Annotated in this window: 14 protein-coding genes; 10 read left to right on the top strand and 4 right to left on the bottom strand. The window is 39.3% G+C overall.

Annotated elements, in window-relative coordinates:
• Positions 1 to 153: 153 nt before the first annotated feature.
• Complete coding sequence (locus tag MR181_RS03545) at positions 154 to 1,758, bottom strand: Nramp family divalent metal transporter (RefSeq protein WP_178695904.1); 1,605 nt, start codon at positions 1,756 to 1,758, stop codon at positions 154 to 156.
• A gap of 358 nt (positions 1,759 to 2,116) precedes the next feature.
• On the opposite strand from MR181_RS03545, the gene MR181_RS03540 reads away from it, so the two are divergent.
• The 6 genes from MR181_RS03540 to MR181_RS03515 all read left to right on the top strand — a co-directional run bounded on the left by MR181_RS03540 (position 2,117) and on the right by MR181_RS03515 (position 8,121).
• Positions 2,117 to 3,130: a zinc-dependent alcohol dehydrogenase family protein gene (locus tag MR181_RS03540; protein WP_242334916.1), complete on the top strand. Its 1,014-nt coding sequence runs from the start codon at positions 2,117 to 2,119 to the stop codon at positions 3,128 to 3,130.
• A 178-nt stretch (positions 3,131 to 3,308) separates the two neighbouring features.
• Positions 3,309 to 3,827 carry a TetR/AcrR family transcriptional regulator gene (locus MR181_RS03535; protein WP_242334913.1) on the top strand — a complete coding sequence of 173 codons (519 nt, stop codon included), beginning with the start codon at positions 3,309 to 3,311 and terminating at the stop codon, positions 3,825 to 3,827.
• A gap of 5 nt (positions 3,828 to 3,832) precedes the next feature.
• Positions 3,833 to 4,897, top strand: coding sequence for an ABC transporter permease (locus MR181_RS03530; RefSeq protein ID WP_242334910.1), 1,065 nt, complete (start codon positions 3,833 to 3,835; stop codon positions 4,895 to 4,897).
• 13 nt (positions 4,898 to 4,910) lie between these two features.
• Complete coding sequence (locus tag MR181_RS03525; protein WP_242334907.1) at positions 4,911 to 5,597, top strand: ABC transporter ATP-binding protein; 687 nt, start codon at positions 4,911 to 4,913, stop codon at positions 5,595 to 5,597.
• Between the two features lie 122 nt (positions 5,598 to 5,719).
• Complete coding sequence (locus tag MR181_RS03520) at positions 5,720 to 7,699, top strand: ABC transporter ATP-binding protein/permease (protein WP_242334904.1); 1,980 nt, start codon at positions 5,720 to 5,722, stop codon at positions 7,697 to 7,699.
• A 185-nt stretch (positions 7,700 to 7,884) separates the two neighbouring features.
• Positions 7,885 to 8,121 carry a hypothetical protein gene (locus MR181_RS03515; RefSeq protein ID WP_191910888.1) on the top strand — a complete coding sequence of 79 codons (237 nt, stop codon included), beginning with the start codon at positions 7,885 to 7,887 and terminating at the stop codon, positions 8,119 to 8,121.
• A gap of 94 nt (positions 8,122 to 8,215) precedes the next feature.
• On the opposite strand, the gene MR181_RS03510 is transcribed toward MR181_RS03515, so the two are convergent.
• Together MR181_RS03510 and MR181_RS03505 are read right to left on the bottom strand one after the other, a co-directional pair.
• On the bottom strand, positions 8,216 to 8,527 hold the full coding sequence (locus MR181_RS03510; protein WP_040530638.1) for an ArsR/SmtB family transcription factor: 312 nt from the start codon (positions 8,525 to 8,527) through the stop codon (positions 8,216 to 8,218).
• A 135-nt stretch (positions 8,528 to 8,662) separates the two neighbouring features.
• A complete protein-coding gene (locus tag MR181_RS03505; RefSeq protein WP_242334901.1) occupies positions 8,663 to 10,630 on the bottom strand; it encodes a LysM peptidoglycan-binding domain-containing protein in 1,968 nt (655 codons plus the stop codon).
• A 337-nt stretch (positions 10,631 to 10,967) separates the two neighbouring features.
• On the opposite strand from MR181_RS03505, the gene MR181_RS03500 reads away from it, so the two are divergent.
• Positions 10,968 to 11,903 (top strand): LacI family DNA-binding transcriptional regulator, encoded by a 936-nt coding sequence (locus tag MR181_RS03500; protein WP_191910886.1) that lies wholly within the window; start codon positions 10,968 to 10,970, stop codon positions 11,901 to 11,903.
• 105 nt (positions 11,904 to 12,008) lie between these two features.
• On the opposite strand, the gene MR181_RS03495 is transcribed toward MR181_RS03500, so the two are convergent.
• A complete protein-coding gene (locus tag MR181_RS03495) occupies positions 12,009 to 12,209 on the bottom strand; it encodes an LBP_cg2779 family protein (RefSeq protein WP_003716400.1) in 201 nt (66 codons plus the stop codon).
• 225 nt (positions 12,210 to 12,434) lie between these two features.
• Here MR181_RS03495 and MR181_RS03490 point away from each other — a divergent pair, with 225 nt between their 5' ends.
• The 3 genes from MR181_RS03490 to hisS all read left to right on the top strand — a co-directional run bounded on the left by MR181_RS03490 (position 12,435) and on the right by hisS (position 15,752).
• Positions 12,435 to 13,055: an LVIS_2131 family protein gene (locus tag MR181_RS03490; protein ID WP_242334898.1), complete on the top strand. Its 621-nt coding sequence runs from the start codon at positions 12,435 to 12,437 to the stop codon at positions 13,053 to 13,055.
• Between the two features lie 97 nt (positions 13,056 to 13,152).
• On the top strand, positions 13,153 to 14,328 hold the full coding sequence (locus MR181_RS03485; protein WP_242334895.1) for an MDR family MFS transporter: 1,176 nt from the start codon (positions 13,153 to 13,155) through the stop codon (positions 14,326 to 14,328).
• Between the two features lie 146 nt (positions 14,329 to 14,474).
• Positions 14,475 to 15,752 (top strand): histidine--tRNA ligase, encoded by a 1,278-nt coding sequence (gene hisS / locus MR181_RS03480; RefSeq protein ID WP_242334892.1) that lies wholly within the window; start codon positions 14,475 to 14,477, stop codon positions 15,750 to 15,752.
• Positions 15,753 to 15,765 lie beyond the last annotated feature (13 nt).

Genomic DNA, 15,765 nt, shown 5'->3' with positions numbered 1-15,765 from the left:
CTGGGAATTACCCCAGTCCCTAATTTTTGAATCTTTGCTTTTATTTAGGGAGGAAAAGATATAGGAGTTATCTTATGCTTCCTAATATATAGGTAAAATTTGAAGAATTTGTGAGTGAATAATAAAGGAAGTTTTAATCTTCAGTAGGATTCTTTAGTCCTTACTATCAATCATCTTTTCTTCCTTTTGGCCGAACCCTTTTCCTTCAGCGGCAAAGCGTTTGTCACCACGGTATAGTTCAACACAAGTCCAAGCTAAGAGAACAAGGATGATAACGATGGTGATGTAGGCTAGAACATCTGAAGTACTCTTTGACCAAATATCAAATCCTTCATATGTTGAAGGAAGGTTGTAAAGGTTCAAGAAGGTTAATGCAACAACTGAGATCCAACCACAAACCTTAACCCAGCCACGGTTCTTAAATTCACCCATTTCAACGTCACTGTTAGTCATCATTAATAATGGCAACATTGAGAATGGTAAGGCAAATGCTAAGAAGACCTGAGAGTTTTCCATTAAAAGGTTCAACGCGGTGTGTTGTTGGATAGTTGATTCGCCTGAAGTCATCCCAACACAAATCAAAACAGGGATAACCGAGATGATCCGTGTAACAAGCCGCCGAGCCCAAAGTGGCATCTTCATGTGAACAAACCCTTCCATGATTACTTGACCAGTTAAGGTACCAGTAATGGTTGAGTTTTGACCAGAAGCTAATAACGCAACGGCAAATAGCGTTGAAAGAACACCAGACTTAGCAACTGCAATTAGAATTGGATTACTAAGCATCGAAGTGTTGTTCAATGCATCGTAAAGACCGAAGAATGAACTATCTTGAACGGCGCCAGTCTTAAATACGGCAACCCCCATGATTAACAGCAATGCATTAACAACAAAGGCCAATGACAATTGAATGTTAGAATCCCAAGTAGTGAATCGAACAGTTTGGCGGATACTATCCAAGTCGTTGTGGTCGATTTGCCGAGTTTGAGAAATTGCTGAGTGGAGGTATAAGTTGTGAGGCATAACAGTCGCACCAATGATACCAAGTGAACCACTTAATGGAGTAATTCCACCAATTTCTGGTGACTTAGCAATTGCCTTAGTGGAAGGCAATAAGCCAGCAAAAGCAGCACCCCAGTTAGGGTGTGACAATGCGACTTGGTAGGCAAAGACGAACAGAATAACTAAAATTAGGCATGCAACAATTGCTTCGATTTTCCGGAAACCAATCTTGGTTAATAATAGCAATACCAAAACATCAAGAACGGTAATAAATACTGATGGAATCAACGGAATGTGGAATAACAAGTTAAGGGCAATTGCGGCACCAATAACTTCAGCAATATCAGTTGCCATGATGGCTAACTCAGTCATGATCCAGAGAATAACACCTAATGCTTTACCGGTACGGGCCCGTGTTGCCTGGGCCAAGTCCATTTGACTCACGATTCCGAGTTTAGCCGCCATGTATTGGAGTAACATCGCAATCAAACTTGAAATCAAGATAGTAGTCATTAAGGTGTACTGGAAACTTTGACCACCGGTAATTGAAGTAGCCCAGTTACCAGGATCCATATAACCCACGGCAACTAATGCACCAGGGCCAGAGTAAGCGAATAATGTTCGCCAGAAACCTTTACCATGTGGAACCTTAACAGTTCCGTTAATCTCTTCCAGAGACTTACCGTTAGCATATTCAATTAAATGATGCTTACGGTGTTGATTTTTTGTGTTGTCCACGCCAAATCCACCTTTCATCTTTTTTTGTTAACACAAATTGAACAGATCGGTTAACTTAAATTGATTACTTTTTTAGGGTAACATAAAAAATAATATACTACAATGGAAGATCGCCTATTTGACGGGCTTTGTTAATGAAATAAGGAAAAGCAAAAGACAAATTTTGGTTGACCTAATGAGGATCAAACCGCTTTCAAAAAGCGAAAATAAAATTTAAAATTCATAAAATTAGTTAATTATTTCTAAAAAGGAACGAGAAATGAAATAACTAAAATAGTAAAAGAAATCTATGTTAACCGGTTGACATCAGAGCGTAAATTCAATTATAATCAAACGCATAAGTTAAAAGAAAGATTTCACAAGCGAGGTATTAGTAATGAAAGCTCTTGTATTAGCTGCTGTTAAGAACTTAGAAGTTAAAGACGTTGATATGCCTGAAATCAAGTCCGATGAAGTGCTTGTTCACACTGCTTATGCAGGTATTTGTGGAACCGATCACGCACTCTACGCTGGCTTACCAGGTTCAGCAGACGCTGTTCCGCCAATCGTATTAGGACACGAAAACTCTGGTGTAGTTGCTAAGGTTGGCTCAGAAGTTAAGAATGTTAAGGTCGGGGACCGGGTTTCTGTTGACCCTAACATTTACTGTGGCGAATGTAAGTACTGCCGGACATCCCGTCCAGAACTTTGTGAACACTTAGATGCTGTTGGTGTTACTCGTGACGGTGGATTTGAAGACTACTTTACTGCACCAGCTAAGGTTGTTTACCCAATTCCTGACAGTCTTTCATTAAAGGCTGCTGCGGTTACTGAACCACTTTCATGTGCCGTTCACGGGGTTGACCTTCTTGAATTACACCCATACCAAAAAGTATTGGTTATTGGTGATGGCTTCATGGGACAACTTTTCGTTCAGACTTTACTTGCTCAAGGAGTAGAAGAAGTTACTTTAAGTGGTCTTTCTGAAGACAAGTTGAAGTTAAACCATGACAAATTTGGTGCGAAGACTATTAACACCGCTAAGGGTGAAAAGATTCCTAACGATACTTATGACATTGTTATTGAAGCCGTTGGTCGCCCAGAAACACAAGAACAAGCGGTTAAAGCAGCTGCTCGTGGTGGCCAAGTATTGATGTTTGGTGTTGGAAATCCAGATGATAAGTTCTCCATTAACAGTTATGAAGTATTCCAAAAGCAATTAACCATTCAAGGGGCCTTCATTAACCCTTACTGCTTTGAAGATGCAATTGCCTTGATGGGTTCAGGTAAGGTTGATGTTTTACCATTGCTTTCTCACGAATTTGACCTTAAAGAAGTTGATGACTTTGTAAATGGTCGAATTAAGGGTGTTTCTAAGGCTGTTGTTAAGTTAGCTGGGGAAGAAGCATAAAACAGAAGCTGGAAATTAGCCTTAGTTAAGTTTAAAACTACCGAATTATAGTAGGAGAATCAAGAAAAACTTTTTCTGATTCTCTTTTTTTGTTCTTAAGTTGACACTGTGTCACTAAAATGTTAATGTTAATTCAACTAAAGTGACACAATGTCAACTCGGCGATGGAGGAATTAAAATGCCAAGTACAACTTTTTTGAATTTAAATGAAGATAAAAAGAAAAAGATCGTTCAGTCGTTATTGCTGGAGTTTAGTAATCATAGTGTTTCTGAAGCACAAGTTGCACGAATTGTTAAAGAAGCTGGAATTGCTCGTGGGGCGTTTTACAAGTACTTTGATGATTTGCAAGATGCATATACTTACCTTTACCAACAAGCAATGGTTGAAATTCATAAAAAGATCACGAACAGTAACCAAATACTTAGTGCGGAAGAGTACCAGAAGCAGATTAAAGAATTTTTAGATGCTGTTAATGGCAGTCCGTATCAAGATTTGATGAGGCTTCATTTTCAAGTAAATGAAAGCCTAGTCAAGCCAAGTCACTCTAAGGCACCGCAACCAAAAGATAGTCGAGAGTGGGGAGTGATGGTATTAAGTCATGAGGCAATCAAGGAGAGCCTCCAATCTCCAGAGAAGGAAAAGCAGATTATCGAACTATGTTATGAAGCAATTCGACTTCTGACAAAGAAAGCGTGATTAAGATGTTTTTAGCAATTAAGGAAATTTTACATGAAAAATTTCGTTATGGCCTAATAATGGCGATGTTTATCCTGATTAGCTATTTAATGCTGATCTTAATGGGATTAATGCTGGGGCTAGCGAATGAGAATACGGCAGCGATAAAGTCCTGGGATACTCAGACAGTATTTTTAAATAAGGATAGTAACGATAGTCTTAGTCAATCATTAATTACAAAGGATCAAGTTAAAGGCCTTTCTAAAAATGATGCGCTTGTCGGGGCAACTCCGGTAGTCATCGAAACAAGCGCTAAAACGGACCGCCATAAGGAAAATATCCAGTTTGTTGGCTTAGATCGCGATCAATTTATTTATCAAGACCAGTTAGAACTAGTTAGTGGACACCGGGCAAAGAATGATCACCAGATTGTATTGGATGAGAGCATGAAAGACAAGGGATACCGCTTAGGAGAGAAGGTCACCTTAAATTCACTTTCGCAAAAATACGAAGTTGTTGGTTTTGCGAAGAATGCAAAGCTAAATATTGCACCAATTGCTTACGGTAGCTTGGGAACATGGCGGAAATTAAAGGGAGCAAATAGTTCAATTGTTGCTAGTGGTATTTTTAGCAATCAAAAGCAAGCAGCTAGTAATGAACCTCAGTTAGCTCACTATACAGTAAAAGAATTTATTGATAAGTTGCCAGGCTACCGAGCTCAGAATACAACTTTTATCTTTATGATTTCATTTTTAATGGTAATTTCATTGATTATCATTGCCGTTTTCCTCTATATCTTAACGATGCAGAAAATGGCCCATTTCGCTGTGCTTAGAGCTCAAGGGGTTCCTGCAAAGCACCTGATCAGTTCAACGCTAGCTCAGGCAATAATCTTGGTCCTTGTTGGCGATATTGGAGGAATTATTTTAACTGAATTGACTTCACTGATGTTACCAACCTCAATACCAATTTTGATGAACTGGCCCTTAATTTTAGGATTGTCTTCTGTGATGATTATTTTAGGAATATTAGGAGCGTTGCTGCCGGTACGACTAATTTTAAAGATTGATCCGGTTGAGGCACTTAATTAAGGAGGGGAGAATTATGGAAACAGCTATCAAATTAGAGAATGTAAATAAGTCCTTCGGTAAGGGTGTCGGTAAAGTCCAGGTATTAAAGGATGTTAATTTTACCGCCAATCTCGGTGAACTATGTTTGGTCCTTGGTCCTTCGGGTTCTGGAAAAAGTACATTTCTTACAATTGCGGGTGGTCTTCAAACACCGGATAGCGGGAAAGTAATCGTTGATGGTCAAGATTTCTTGAGCATGCCCAGTAAGAAACGAGATCAATTTCGGTTAAATAAAATTGGCTTTGTCCTTCAATCGTATAACTTGTTACCATACCTAAACATTGCCGATCAATTTAAGCTGGTTCAGCAAGTAAAGGAAGATGGCAATATGGACCAAAAAGAATTCCATGAATTATTAGACGAACTCGGAATTGAAAAGCTCTTAAAACAGTATCCGGCAGAGCTTTCTGGTGGGCAAAATCAACGAGTCGCAATTGCTCGAGCACTTTATACTGAACCACAAATTATTTTAGCTGATGAACCAACATCTGCTCTTGATAGTGATCGGGTGGAAATGGTTGGAAAACTGTTAAAAGAATTAGCTGCCAAACGAAACAAGGCAGTAATCGTAGTAACTCATGATCTTCGGTTACGTCAATTTGCCGATAAGGTTTATCAATTGGAAGATGGCAAACTAAAATGCGAAAAAGTTCACCAATAATTTCCCGGGAAATGATAATAAGATTTAGTTTAGAATTATCTGAGGTAATTTTATAAGAGCGGTAACCTTGATATAATCTTTATATTAATAAGTGTTTAGATAGAACAGTTAAGGAGGAGACTATGGCCTTTCTTGAGTTAAAGGATATCCGCAAAGCATATTACCTAGATAAACAGAAATTTCCTGTTCTCAAAGGGATTAACCTTTCTTTTGAACGTGGTGAATTTGTTTCGATTCTTGGAGAATCTGGTGGTGGAAAGTCCACTTTAATGAACATTATTGGGGGCTTAGACCGTGACTTCGAAGGGGAAGTAATCGTTGATGGGAAGACGATTGATCACGGTAAGGAGAAACAGCTAGACAACTATCGGCGCTCAACTGTTGGTTATATTTACCAGTCATACAACTTGATTTCTCATCTAACAGTCCTTGATAACGTCTTGATTGCTCTTGATATGACGACATTAGATAAAGCAGCTCGACGAAAGCGGGCATTGGAACTGCTTGAGCGGGTTGGATTGGCAGATCAAGTAAATAAACATCCCAATCATTTATCCGGTGGTCAAAAACAACGGGTAGCGATCGCACGGGCACTAGCTAGTGATCCGCAGTTAATCATTGCTGATGAACCGACAGGAGCCCTGGATTCTGAGAATACGAAAGAAGTATTGAACCTTCTGGATGATATTGCAAAAGACGGCAAACTAGTAATTGCTGTTACTCACTCCCAAGAAGTAGCGGATCATGGTACTCGAATTGTCCATCTTGCAGACGGAAAAATTGATGGGGATGAAAGGCTTAGACCGGCATACCCGATTCCAGATGATCCAGAGCATCTTCAATCGCGAGTTCTTCCAGCAATGGCAAGCTACCGGACCGCGTTTAAGCATTTGATGTATAATTTTTGGCGAAATTCACTAATAATGCTAGGCACTGCGATTGGGATATTTGCGGTTCTCCTGTTTAGTGGTTTAGGCAATGGGGTAAATGGCTATATCCAGGATCAAATTAACTCACTAGCTAATCCGCGAAGTGTAACGATTCTAAAAAACACGACTGGCAAGAAGATGACACAGGATCAGTTACAGATGTCGACCCAGAATATGATGGCTGATCCGCAATCAATGTTTATTAAACAGAGTGAGATCAATCGGGTGAAGAAGATTGCCGGGGTCTCTTCTGTTGAAAGAGGGTATACGATACCAAGCTATCGGTTATCATACAAGGATCTTCAACAGAACGGCACTTCAATGGATAGTTGGACTAGTTCAACTACTACTAGGGGAATCACTAAGGGCCACAAGCCAGGTAAAGGTGAAGTTGTCCTTACTAAGCAACAGGCAATTCAATTAAGTAGTGCTAAGAATTATCGACAATTAATTGGGAAAACGGTTAAGCTTAGTTTTAACTGGGTTGATGGTTCAGGGAAGCCTGTTCAAGCAGAGGGAAATGTCAAGGTATCAGGAATTTCTAACGGTACTAGCGTGCGGACTTCGATTAATTCAGCAACGCTAACCAAGATGATTCGGGAAGCTAATGGTAGCGTCCAGCCCAACTTTTTATCTGTCAATGTTAAGGATCTGAATCAGGTGCAGACCGTTGCTGATCGGGTTAATAATTTACGTAACGGTCAGAATAAACGAATTTTAGGTGCAGTAACAGTTGGTTCAATTTTAAAGACTGTTAATACGTACGTTAAATTAGCCTCGACGTTATTAGCTGCGATTGCCGGAATTTCATTACTTGTTTCTGCCTTGATGATTATTGTAACGATGTATATGTCGGTTTCAGAGCGAACCAAGGAAATTGGGATCCTAAGAGCACTGGGTGAACGAAAGAAAGACATTCGACGATTGTTTACGTCTGAATCATTATTTATTGGCTTTTTCTCGGCAATCTTAGCATTGATTATTGTTCTTGTTGTTACATTAGCAATTAATCATGGCCTGTACCACTTGATTAAATATAATATTATTCAAATTACTTTTGGTAATATTGCTTTTGCCTTTGTGGTAGCGTTAGTAATATCGTTCTTAGCAGCATTATTACCAGCACGGCGGGCAGCTAACTTAAACCCGATTGATGCGCTTGCAGCAGATTAAAGATCAGAAATAAATAATATTGAATAAGGAGCATAACTGACTAGTCATCGCTAATGGTCAGCATGCTCCTTTTCTAGTGTTTAATATACTACTTTGCTAAAAATGACTATTTTCATGATATAACTCAAAAAATATTTTTAGGTTATCCGAAAATAGCGGTATAATAAATAATGGAGGTGTTAAGAATGACGACAGTTTATATTCAAGACAAAAAGAACGTAACTCAAGAATTTAATTGCTCTGACGGTTCCACTGGTGTACTTAAAGTGGAAGATTTAACAACGACACCAACATATTATTTTAAGTTTTATGCACATAGTCACCCAAGTTTTCGGTTAACCGATAGTGACTTTCATGATGGGAAGGAAGTTGTGATTCGGGACATTATGGCTAAAGATCAGATCGCGTTAAAATTTACTTAGTCTCTATGGGGATGAGACACTAGGTAACTTACAAGTATAATAAACGGACACCAAAAGTTCAGTTTAGTGAACCATTGGTGTCCGTTTTAAAAGATTACCGATGAATTATTTGCTCTGCATGTGAAAGTACATCTGCAATTAACGTCATTACTTGTGGGTCTTCAAGGCGATAGATAATTGTTTTTCCGTCACGTCTCTGTTCAACTAAATTAAACTTACGAAGTAGCTGCAGTTGGTGGGATACCCCTGATTGTTCCCACTTCATCCGTTGACTAATTTCTGTAACGCTCATTGAATCTTGAATTAAGAGATATAGTAATTGTAGTCGTTTCGGATTACCAAGTAACTTAAATAATTGGCTAATCTCCTCTATATCAGCAAAGGCTCTCCCCGTTTGACTAATCATGTAATCACCCTTCTCACTATCTAAACGCAGGCCAAAACATATCAATAACATATAACTCTATTATATAACAAATGCGCCTAAGTATGATTCTTTTATCATGCTTAAGCGCATTATTTTAATGATTTAATTATTTGATTAGAGAACGATTCGTTGACCTGCAACAATTCGGTTTGGATCGGAAATGTTGTTTAAGCGAGCCAAAGTTTCGTAACTCATTCCGTACCGGGCAGCAATTGCGGAAAGAGTATCGCCAGCTTGGATGGTGTAGGAACCACCGTTACTTGATGAGCTTGCTGCATAACGATGGCTTGTGTAACCTGAAGTACCAAGGTTAAGAGTTTGACCAACATAAATTCGGTTTGGATCAGAAATGTTGTTTAAGCGAGCTAGAGTTTCGTAGCTCATTCCATACCGGGCAGCGATTGCAGAAAGTGAATCACCACTCTTAACGGTGTAGGATCCAGCAGCTGAAGCAGTGGAATGGTTAACAGCATTTGAAACAGTAGAAGTAGAACCAGAGCCCAATCTTAATACTTGACCAACATAAATCCGGTTTGGATTAGAAATGTTATTCAAGCGAGCTAGGGTTTCGTAGCTCATTCCATACCGGGCAGCGATTGCGGAAAGTGAGTCACCAGCCTTGACGCTGTAGCTACCTGCTGGGGTAACGTTAGTGGTTGCTTGATGAACGGAACTAGCTGCATTTGAATTGGCACTTAATTTTAATACCTGACCAACATAAATCCGGTTGGGGTTAGAAATGTTATTCAGACTTGCCAAAGATTCATAATTGGTACCAAATTTGTTAGCAATTCCAGAAAGAGTATCGCCAGACTGAACGGTGTATGTACCTGTAGCACTAGAACTGGTGTTAGTAGTATTACTTGAAGTGTTAGTGTTACTGGTATTAGTCTGTGAACTGGCTTGTTGCCGAACAAGGAGTCGTTGACCAACATAAATTCGGTTTGGATTACTGATATCGTTTAGTGAAGCAAGGTGATTAACAGTGGTGCTGAAGCGGTTAGCAATTCCAGAAAGGGTATCACCGGATTGAACTGTGTAGTAACCAGTATTACTTACGCTTGAGCTACCACTATTGTAACTACTGTTATCACCATTATTGTTCTTGTTAGTAACAACCTTACCCGAGAAAGCAACTGAATCAAGTTGGGTCAAGTTATATGTCCGAACAAGGTTAATCAGTGAGCTTGCATAGCTCGGGTCGGTTGCGTAACCATCTTGACGAAGCTTGTTAGCAACTGAAACGTAATTAGTATCACCGAGCAAGTTTCGGTAACGACTATTAACATTTAGGAACCGGCCATGATCGGTTACTGATTCAGAATTGTTAGCGTATGCCCGGAAATTAGCATTAACGTAAACTGAACGGCCACCATAGACTTCTCGGGTCCGCATTACCACTGAGTGACCATTGTAAGAGCCCTTAATCCCAAAAAGGTTATGGGCACTAGTCGACAAACTTGATTGTCCCCAGCCACTTTCAAGAATTGCTTGAGCAACGGTAATGGATGGGAGAACACGGTATTGGTTCCAACCATCAATTGCCCCTTGAGCAACACTTTGGATGAACTGCTGTGAACGGGCGTTGTTGCTAAAGTGAAGTGAATTTAAATTGACTGAAGATGCAGGAGATTGAGCTGCATAGGCTGCTGTTGTGTTAGCGGAAGCAGTTGCCGATTGTGGAGCAACGGCAGAACTCGTAGCAGTTGCTGGTGCAGAGCTCGCAGAAGAAGCTGAATCAACGGTGGAAGTGGCAGCACTGGCAGCACTAACTGCAGAACTAGTTACCTTGACGTTTGATGCCGCAACAGTTGCAGAAACGACCTCACTATTATTGCTGGTGTTGGCGCTTTGACTAGCAACAGTATCAGCAGCACTACTGTCAGTATTGTTACTATTAGAATTAGTGTTAGCAGTGACTTCAGTGGCGTTGTTGCTAGTCTGTTGTGTTTCATCGGCATGGGCTACAGCACCAGTTGCTGTTAGCAAGGTGACTGCAGTTAAACCAGCGAACATCCACTTTCGACCGCTTTTATACATTTTATAATGCGTTGTCGAATTTGTTAGTTCTGATCGATTCATTATTCTGACTCCCCCTAGAAAAACTTCTTGGAACTTTATTAACTAATCGAACAATAATTAAAAGGTAATAAAAAGTAAATTTTTTTAAGAAGTTATTAAGATTTCAAACTAAGTAAAAAATATCATTAATATGATAAAAGAGCAAGCAATTTTAACATTTATCGTTATTATAAAAACAACGATCACTTATTCTTATCAATTGAAAAATATATTTCTAAATAATCCCTATTAATAAACATTATATTGCTAGTTGTTTAATTAAAATTATTTTATTTAGTCCCAGAGTTTGATATTAGGATATAATGAAAAGCAGTTTGAGAAAGATTGGGGAAGAAGTATGGTAGCTAAACTACAAGATGTTGCTAAATTAGCTGGTGTTTCCGTAACAACTGTGTCACGGGTAATTAACAATTATGGTTCTTTAAGCGAAAAGACCATTAAGAAAGTCCATCAAGCAATGAATCAGTTAAACTATCAGCCGAATGCTCTTGCACGGGCGATGCAAGGAAAACCGTCAAAGTTCATTGGCTTGATTTTCCCTAATCTTACGAACCCGTTCTTTGCTGAATTAGTTAATGAATTGGAACATCAGCTTTTTTTAAAGGGGTACAAGACGATTATTGCTTCTTCAGCTGAAAATCGTGAAATTGAACACGAGTACTTGAGTATGCTTTTTGCTAATCAGGTAGACGGAATTATTTCAGGTTCTCATAACCTGGGAATTGAGGAATATCAGCAACTAACTGCGCCAATCGTTTCCTTTGACCGTTACCTTTCTGACAATATTCCGATTGTTGCAGCTGATAGTTATCGTGGTGGCAGATTAGCCGCTCAGTTTATGATTCAACATCGGGTGGATCGGTTGGCGGTAATTGTCGATGAAGATACATCCGTTTCACCAACACTAAATCGGTTGCAGGGAGTAATTGACTACTTGAATGATCAGGGACACAATTTTATAACCTTAACTAAAGAAGAAATTGATCAGACAGACTTTGCTGACCAATTTGATGGGGTGATTGCATCGAATGATGTTCAAGCACTAAGGATCATTTCACAGTATCGGCAAAGGGGCTATCAGGTTAACCATGACTTTTTTGTCACTGGGTATGATGGATCGCAACTGATTTGCCAAGTTGCTCCACAGTTGCCGACTGTGGTTCAGCCGATCCATGCCCTTGCCGAAAATTTGATTTCAACGTTATTTGAACGAATTGCTAACCCGCGGAAAAAGGTTGAGTCAGTGACGCTACCGGTAAAATTTAGGGAATAATTAGTTCACTGCTCTAATGTACTAATGAATAAATTAGAGTTTTTTATACATAAGAGGCCCCTAACATTCAGTTTTCTTGAATGCTAGGGGCCTTGTAATACTAAATTAATCGTTACTGGTATTATTACTTTGCATGAACCGTTCAATTAATTCGGCTTCTTCATCAGTTGCGTTACTGTTACCAGATTTGATATCGTGAATCCGTTCAACAGATAAGTGACTACCAAAAGCAACTTGATTATCGTTCATATCGTGCTCGCGTTCAAATTTGATCAATTCCTGGGCAATTTCGTTCAAATTATCCATGAAATAAATTTCCCCCTTAGTGCTATTTAGCAAAGCTAATATAAGATTAACTAGTCCTATTGTAAAACATTCTTTGATTTGATGCCAAAATTAAGTTTATCATAATTTACGAGAATGAAATGGAATAAATATTTAAGTTTTGGTGATGTGGGCGGACAATGGTATGATTTTGTGTGATAATCAATATAAGTTAAGTCTATTGAGAAGAAATGGAGAATTAAAATTATGAGTTGGAACTGGCTAGGCTGGTTAATGTGGATCCTTGGGATTGGATTTTTAGGTTTTGTAATCCATTATATTCGGGTAAAACAGTTAATGTTAATCGCTAAAACAAAGAAACGATTTGACGGTAAGCTGTTTACCCAGTATGTAGTAATGAGTTTGGTGGCTGTTTTATGGTTAGGAAGCTTAGGATACCTTCGCTTTATTCAACCAGTTAACTACAATGATCACCAACAGGTACAACTATCTACAAAGTACCAACCATTACAATTGCATGATCAGGGGAACGATTACTATTATGTTCTTGCCAAGCATAGTGCATCGGGAAAGCGACCGATCGTGTCGTACACCTACTGGGCTGATGATTCTAAGTATATGGTTAGTTCTCGGTTTAGTTCAATTAGCGATGGAACACGGCTTATTCCTGTCGAAGCAACGAGCTTGCCATGGAATAAGGAAAAGCTGCAGAAAATTGATAATGAATCAGGACATGCATTTGCCGCGGTGATGACGGGACACTACCGTAATACACCGCTAAATGGTCTTAGTTTACGAGCAAATCATGTTGCATCCAGTTATACTTTAATCCGGGTACCACAGGAAAGCATGGTAGCTGAACACTAATTAATTATGGAGATCTAATATTGGGATTGAGATTGTATCTCGATCTCTTTCTTTTTGAGGAGTTCAATAAAAAGTTGTGGGATTAGAAAAAGATCGAATGAAGAAAGAAAAAACGGTTCAATTAAAGTGGGTGGCACTAGCAAGTTTGCTGAACAATACTGGTGCTGCCTTTATCTGGCCGTTAACAACGATGTATGTTAATAAATATTTAGGACAAACGTTAACGACTGCAGGAGTAGTGATGCTCCTGATATCAATTGCAATGATGGCCGGCAATTACATTGGGGGATGGTTATTTGATCATTGGAGTTCCTATCGAACAGCTTTGCTAGGGGTAACTTGTTCGACTGTTCCAATTATTCTCCTGATTTTCATTCACGGTTGGCCATGGTATGCAGTATTAATGGTTATTAATAGTTTTGGCGATGGAATTAATATGACGATCGTTAATTCCTACGGGACAGCAGTCGCCAATCACCCAGCACGTTTTGTATTCAACTATATTTACATGGCATTTAACGTGGGAGTAGTGTTGGGGACCCTTCTTGTGGGGATCTTATTACCGATTAGTGTCGTACTGGTCTTTAGTGTTGCCTCAGCATTCTATTTAGGATTAACCTTAATGGTACTCTTTACATTTAATATTGAGGTTAAGAGCAGCGGACAGCAACGTTCAAAGCCGGATCGGCAAACCAAGGATCATCCAACATTTATTGCCCTAGTATTCTTAATTTTGGTTAACGTAATGACAATTCATATTAGTTATTCGCTTTGGGAAAGCGTTATGGCAGTTCACATGACTAATATGGGAATTCCGTTTTATGCATATAGTTTACTGTGGACACTAAACGGAATCATTATTATTATTGGTCAACCATTAGTTAACAAGTTGAGTCCCTATATGCGGCTTTCAACTCAGATTGTGCTAGGGATTTTAATCTTTGCTAGTTCATTCTTCTTCTTAATCTTTGCCCATAACTTGGTCGAATTTGTAGTTGACTTTGTGATTTTGACAATTGGGGAAACATTGAGCTTTGCAGGATTACCAGCGTGGATTACTCAATTGACTGGGACCGCTAATGCTGGTCATTATCAGGGCCTGTATAATATTGTTATTTCAGTTGGGCGAGCAATTGGGCCGCTTTATGGCGGGTATGTAATCGAACACGGTAATTATCAAGAACTATTTTTCTCGGTTTTCATGCTGATGATTGTTACCTTGATGTTTGTAGGAATAAAATTATTTCACATTCACCAGCAGCAGGCACGGTAAAGGTACAAAAAGTCTGCTAGCTATGGTAAAATCACACATGGATAATTAAGATTAACGATTAATTATAGAGAGACGATTTAATTTATTAGTCGCCCTCTAAGGCACTTTGTCTTAGGAGGGCGCTTTATTTTGAAGGGAGTACCAGTATGGAATACCAAAAACCAAAAGGAACCGCAGATTTACTACCAGGAACGACTAATCTTTGGGAAAAGGTTGAAGAAGTTGCGCGTGAAGTATTTGATCAATTTGGTTATCGCGGTATCCGGACACCGATGTTTGAAGATTACAACGTCTTTTCACGAAATGTTGGTGATACTTCGGACATCGTTGAAAAGGAAATGTATGATTTCCATGATAAGGGTGATCGACACATCGCCTTGCGTCCAGAGGGAACTGCTGGGGTTGTTCGGGCATACGTTGAAAATAAGTTGTATGGTCCTGAATATCCAAAACCATACAAGGTTTATTACATGGGACCAATGTTTCGTTATGAACGACCACAATCTGGACGGCAACGGGAATTCCATCAAATTGGTGTTGAAGCATTAAATAACGAATCACCACAAATTGACGTTGAGGTAATTGCAATGGCAATGCGGCTGTTCAAGCGGTTCGGTGTTCCCAATGTAAAGTTAACAATCAATACTTTAGGTGATAAGCAAGTTCGCGAAGATTATCGTGAAGCATTAATCAACTTCCTCAAGCCACACTATGATGAATTGAGTTCTGATTCTCAAGAACGGATGTACCGGAACCCCCTTCGTGTTTTGGATAGTAAGGATGCTGGAGACCAAAAGATCGTTGCCCAAGCACCGTCTATTCTGGATTACTTGGACGAGGAGTCACAGAATTACTTTGATCAGGTTCAATCCTTATTGAAAGAACTTGGAATTGACTACGAAATTGATACCAATATGGTTCGTGGCTTGGATTACTATAACCACACGATCTTTGAAATTATGTCAGATTCACCAGTATTTGGGGGTGGCTACACGACTGTTTGTGCGGGAGGTCGTTACAACGGTCTTATTAGCCAGCTTGGTGGCCCTGAAGAAGGAGGAATTGGCTTCGGAATGGGAGTAGAACGATTGATGCTCCTTCTTCAAGAAGAAAATCCAGAATTTGCTCCTCAAGATCAATTAGATGTCTTCTTTGCTAGTGCAAATGAAGATGGTGATAACCTTGCCTTTAAGATTCTAAACCAAATTCGTGATAAGGGTGTTGTTGCTGATAAAGATTACAGTGGCGTTAAGGTTGGTAAGCAAATTAAGGAAGCTTTCCGTCGTAATGCAAAGTACTTTGCGGTCTTTGGTGAACGTGAGGTTGATGAAGGGCAGTTCCAACTGAAGAATGCTGCTACTAAGGATACAGTTGATGTTAAGATTACAGATTTTGTTGCTGAGCCAACAAAGTATTTGCGGTAAATAATTAGGGGCC

It is taken from the genome of Limosilactobacillus urinaemulieris (assembly GCF_932750685.1).
Classification (GTDB): domain Bacteria; phylum Bacillota; class Bacilli; order Lactobacillales; family Lactobacillaceae; genus Limosilactobacillus; species Limosilactobacillus urinaemulieris.
This window is presented reverse-complemented; position numbering and strand designations above follow the sequence as displayed.

Excerpts from the sequence above, each read along its gene's own strand:
- MR181_RS03545 (WP_178695904.1), bottom strand. The coding sequence starts at position 1,758 with ATGAAAGGTGGATTTGGCGTGGACAACACAAAAAATCAACACCGTAAG.
- MR181_RS03540 (WP_242334916.1), top strand. The coding sequence starts at position 2,117 with ATGAAAGCTCTTGTATTAGCTGCTGTTAAGAACTTAGAAGTTAAAGAC.
- MR181_RS03535 (WP_242334913.1), top strand. The coding sequence starts at position 3,309 with ATGCCAAGTACAACTTTTTTGAATTTAAATGAAGATAAAAAGAAAAAG.
- MR181_RS03530 (WP_242334910.1), top strand. The coding sequence starts at position 3,833 with ATGTTTTTAGCAATTAAGGAAATTTTACATGAAAAATTTCGTTATGGC.
- MR181_RS03525 (WP_242334907.1), top strand. The coding sequence starts at position 4,911 with ATGGAAACAGCTATCAAATTAGAGAATGTAAATAAGTCCTTCGGTAAG.
- MR181_RS03520 (WP_242334904.1), top strand. The coding sequence starts at position 5,720 with ATGGCCTTTCTTGAGTTAAAGGATATCCGCAAAGCATATTACCTAGAT.
- MR181_RS03515 (WP_191910888.1), top strand. The coding sequence starts at position 7,885 with ATGACGACAGTTTATATTCAAGACAAAAAGAACGTAACTCAAGAATTT.
- MR181_RS03510 (WP_040530638.1), bottom strand. The coding sequence starts at position 8,527 with ATGATTAGTCAAACGGGGAGAGCCTTTGCTGATATAGAGGAGATTAGC.
- MR181_RS03505 (WP_242334901.1), bottom strand. The coding sequence starts at position 10,630 with ATGAATCGATCAGAACTAACAAATTCGACAACGCATTATAAAATGTAT.
- MR181_RS03500 (WP_191910886.1), top strand. The coding sequence starts at position 10,968 with ATGGTAGCTAAACTACAAGATGTTGCTAAATTAGCTGGTGTTTCCGTA.
- MR181_RS03495 (WP_003716400.1), bottom strand. The coding sequence starts at position 12,209 with ATGGATAATTTGAACGAAATTGCCCAGGAATTGATCAAATTTGAACGC.
- MR181_RS03490 (WP_242334898.1), top strand. The coding sequence starts at position 12,435 with ATGAGTTGGAACTGGCTAGGCTGGTTAATGTGGATCCTTGGGATTGGA.
- MR181_RS03485 (WP_242334895.1), top strand. The coding sequence starts at position 13,153 with ATGAAGAAAGAAAAAACGGTTCAATTAAAGTGGGTGGCACTAGCAAGT.
- hisS (WP_242334892.1), top strand. The coding sequence starts at position 14,475 with ATGGAATACCAAAAACCAAAAGGAACCGCAGATTTACTACCAGGAACG.